The organism is Candidatus Coatesbacteria bacterium (genome assembly GCA_014728225.1).
In the GTDB taxonomy this organism is placed as follows: domain Bacteria; phylum RBG-13-66-14; class RBG-13-66-14; order RBG-13-66-14; family RBG-13-66-14; genus WJLX01.
This window is the reverse complement of sequence record WJLX01000022.1, coordinates 1-4,302: the sequence shown is the minus strand read 5'-3', so window position 1 is coordinate 4,302 and position 4,302 is coordinate 1. Positions and strand designations below refer to the sequence as shown.

At 67.6% G+C, this 4,302-nt stretch carries 2 protein-coding genes; both read right to left on the bottom strand.

Annotation, left to right across the window (positions count from 1 at the left end):
* Positions 1 to 594, bottom strand: a complete 594-nt coding sequence (locus GF399_01900; GenBank protein MBD3399067.1) for a hypothetical protein — start codon at positions 592 to 594, stop codon at positions 1 to 3.
* Between the two features lie 242 nt (positions 595 to 836).
* Positions 837 to 4,196 (bottom strand): hypothetical protein, encoded by a 3,360-nt coding sequence (locus tag GF399_01895; protein ID MBD3399066.1) that lies wholly within the window; start codon positions 4,194 to 4,196, stop codon positions 837 to 839.
* Positions 4,197 to 4,302: the final 106 nt, after the last annotated feature.

Here is a 4,302-nt window from a genome sequence, read left to right as displayed (position 1 = left end):
TTATTCCTCGCTTGTGTTGAAGTGCCCGACCTCATCGTCGTCGGCGTAACCGCCTTCAGTCGAGTCGGCAAAATGGACAACCTCGTCGGCGGCAACGTAGCTACCCTCCGTCGAGTCGGAGAAGTGCGAATGGTCCTCGTCTCGTGGGACGCCGCTGTAGAGCTTGGTCGTTTCAAAGGTGATCGAGCAGGGGCCATAGGCGATGGGCCGCCCGCCTAGCTGCTGGGTGAGCCCCGAGTGCGCGGCGATGCGCGTCTCGTAGCGGACCGCCGCATCCGAATGCGGGTAGAACCACAGGGTATCGGCCAGGTTGACCAGCCGGGCCAGGGTCTGACGATCCCCGGCGTCGACCACGGCGTAGCGAACAGTGAAGCGGCCCCGGAAGCCGATTAGCGCGGCGCTGGTGGTCCGGCGGCTGTCCAGCGCGGTGTTGACCAGCTCCTCGGGGACCCAGTCCTCGTCGAGGCCGGTGAAGCCGTCGGCGGGTAGGGTCACATCGGAGTGCGCCCCGGCGTAGTCGCCGGAAAAGCTGACCTTCGGCCGCAGCTGGCCGCCGGAGTCGGTCCCGCCCCAGGCTACGTTAGGCAATCCCATTTAATTAGCTCCCTCGTTTTGCGTTTTCACGTACCCGCGCTCCACTCCATGACCGCAACAGGCGCTCGATGCGCCGCCGATATGGCCGAGACAGGCGTCGTGACCCTCCGGGGTCGGCGGGCGGCCGCAGCGGGCACACGGACGGTCCGGGTCGTCATCAACCGCAACCCCGTCGTCCAGGTAGTGCCACGCTTGACCGGTCCAGAACACCGTGTTGCCGCGAATGTGACCGGTGATCATCGTTACACCCCCACCGTCAGCATCGTCTGACCGGGGGCGATGCTCATGCCGACCACGGTGCCGATGCCGTCGTCGACGCTGATTGTGCCGGTCAGGGCCAACTGCACCCCGTCGCCGACCTCGATGTCCAGCCGGATGTCCCGTAGGGTCGCCTCGGCGCGGTAGGCCGACCCTGTCAGGCGCTCATGCAGGTGATCGGCCAGCAGCCCGGCCCAGCCCGCGCTGGTCACCAGGTCGGCGGTGAACGACTCGTTAACCACGGCTCGCGTCGCCGACAGGCTACCCACGGTGGCCTCTCCGCCCGGCCAGCTCACGGTAACCGCGCTGGCCGGAACCTGCCAGGCCCCCGGCTCGGTGTAGTCGGTGATCTCCGTCGCGGCGATAACGTGCCGGTTGCGCCGCCAACCTCGAGGCACGAAGTGCAACCCCCCGCCGGCGTCGACCCAAAACACGCAGCCCAGGGCCAGGGCCAGCTCCGAGAGACAGGACGGCACGGGTTTGCTCGCCCAGCCCGTGCGGTCGCCGACGAAGCCGCTCAAGCGCCGGGACAGCTGGAACAGCAGCCCGCCGCCGCCCTCCGCTACACCGTAGAGGCGCAGCGGCGGCGTCGGGGCGATTACCAGCGGTGATACGACCCCGGACGCCTGGTAGTGTACGTCGCCGCAGTCACCGGCGGTGTCCAGCAGCTCCTTGCCCCTGGTGAAGTAGCAGGTCTCCCCGACGGCCAGCGCCCGCTCGAAGCGCAGCGCCGGATCGTAATAGTTGTACGTCGCGGTCAGCTCCAGCCCGGCGTAGCGGCGGGACAGGTACACCCGGCCGGCGCCCGTCTTGTCCCGCTCGTCCTCGTCCAAGGTCGAGATTACCGCGCTGGAGCCCAGGGTCAATGCAACGTCGGTAGGGTAGGCGTTGCCCAGTTCGACAACCGCCCGGTCGCCGTCCACCTCCGGGGTCACCGTCTCGGTAGCCTCGACCTGCCCGTTGTCGACCTCCGTCAGGCCCGCCAGGGTGGTCAGGTCGAGGCGGTAGAACCGGGTGCGCTGCTCGCGGGCCGCCTCGTGCTGGATAGTCGGCGCTCCCCACTCGAATAGCGAGTTGTCCGCCCGGTACTCCTCGATACCCTGCGTCTCGCCGGCGGTGCGAGTGATAACCCGCTCGTCCGGGTCCAGCTCGCCGCTGGTCACGTCCAGGAAGGGTTCGACGTTGACCAGCGTCCGGTACTCGCCGCCGTAATCGTTCGTCCAGTCGACGTTGGTGATCGTCCGGGGCAGGGGGGCGTAGGCGAACAGCTCCGGCTGGTCCGGCCAGAGGCGAATGCGTTGACCAACCTCGAAGTCGTCGACGTGGTGACCCTCGATCAGGATGCGGGCCTCGTCGGCGTAGTAGTCGCCGTCGTCTTCCGTCCAGCTGGTGTAGGCGCTGTGGACCCGGACCCCGGCGTCGACGAAGCGTTGAACAGTCTCGACCACGCCGAAATACAGCTTACCGGCGGCGTAGGCGATGCAGGTCGGGCGGTAATGCGAGTGCTCGGCCTCGTTATGGGCCAGCGTGTTATTCCAACCGCTCAGGGTGTAGAGGCGCTGATAGGTCCAGCTGGTGCCGGAGCCCCGGCAGACGCCGACCTCCGTCTCGACCAGCGGCTCCGTCCGGCCGTAGGCCCCGGTCAGCCCGTCGTCGCGGGCGAAAACACAGTAGACTTCGTCGGCGCCGGCACGGGCCAGGTGGATGTCATAGGCATGGGCCGGGAACCCGGCAACTTCGACCCGATCCCCCTCCGATACGTCGCGGATGAAGACCCGCTCCCATTCGTTATCACCGGTAGCGACCAGCGGCCCCAACGGCTTCTCGAACAGCGCCGGGTCAACAGCGTCCTCAGCTGTTAGGGGGTTATCGGCGGCGTCCGTCTTGACGGCCTCGACCCGACGCTGCGGCTGCGAGAAGACGATGCTGAAGCCGTCGACGCGCTCGGCAACCTCGTCATCGGCCTCTGGATCGTAGCCCTGCCCGGCGCTGATGAAAGAGTAGTAGCCCGGCGGCAAGGTCAACGGTAACGTCCCCACCCGCTCGGCGTCGGGGCGGCCGTTGCCCAGGTCCTCGACCTTCGAGCCCCCGGTGGTAACGACGGCCGTGCTGGGAACGTAATAGCCCAGCGGCCCCGGCTGGCGGTAGCAGATTACGTCCGCTTGCCGACGGCCCGCCCCCTCGTACTCGACCGCCACTTCCGTCTCGTCGGCCAGGTACAGGTTGCGCCCGGCGTAGCCCGGCTCGACCGTGGTATAGTCATAGCCCGGCGGGGCGCCGTAATAGCGAACCTCCCAACGGCGGGGCGCAACGTAGAACGTCCCGTCGGTCAGGATGTGCAGGCCCCAGCCGATCTCCGGGCGCTCCGGGGCAGCGGCGCCGATGACCTGTGCCCACGCCAGGTAACCGTTGTCCCGGTCGTAGAACTGGGCCTCTTTGGCCTCGATCTTGACCTGACCGGCGTTGTACAGCCGCAGCGGGACGTCCTCGTAGGCCGTATACGCCACCGGCGTCGGGCTCATCGTTGCCCGGCTCCAGCTCGATAGGTCGGCCTTGACGATGTAGCTCTCGGCCGTCAGCCCGGCGTCCGCCGTGGTCAAGGCCACGCCGTAGATATCATCGCCTGATACCCAGATGCGGTCGATGCTCCGGGGCGGGCTGGTGGACAACGGCCAGGGCGGGACGGCCAGCATGTAGCTATCTCCCGTCGCCGGGTCGTATGCGTAGATACGCTCGCCGACCCCGCAGACTATCATCGACTCATTCGGCCACCACGCCAGACCCCTGACTTCGATGGTCGGATCGCCGGAGGGGCTGGGATGATGGCTGATTACCAGCTCGTCGCCTTCGAGGGCCAAGGGCGGGGCCGTCGCGACGGAAAGACCAACCGCGCCGGCCAGCTCGTCCAGTAGATCGGTATACCGCGCCGGGGCGCTGTCCACCGTCGACGCCGGCGCAACCGTATCGGACTGCGACGCCAGCAGGTCCAGGACCGTAATGTCCAGGGTATCACCGGGCGCGTGGGTCGAGAGCCGGGCAACCTCGTCGGCCCGACCCCGGAAAACGATGCCGCGGCCGGGGCTCAGCGCCCGCCCGGCCTCGAAAACGGCAACCCGGACCCCCAGGTCATCGGCGTCGAGAACATCCTTGACCGCCAGCCCGCAATCATCGAGGAACTCGACGTAGCAGCGCACGGTCAGCTGGTCGCTAATCAGCCGCCCGGTGGACTCCTCCAGCTCCCAGCTCAGGCTCGGGGCGCCCTGAACCGCCGTGGATACGTCGACCCACGCGCCGCCGTTAACACGGATGTCGATCCGGTAGGCTGGCTTTTCGACGCGGTTCAATACGCCCTCCGGGCTCGGCGGGACTCACCCCGTCGATTGTAAGCGTCGAGCCGGTCCAGGCTTCCCACGGCCAGGCCGTAGGAGTTGTAGACGTTCGTCGTCGAGG

Excerpts from the sequence above, each read along its gene's own strand:
- GF399_01900 (MBD3399067.1), bottom strand. The coding sequence starts at position 594 with ATGGGATTGCCTAACGTAGCCTGGGGCGGGACCGACTCCGGCGGCCAG.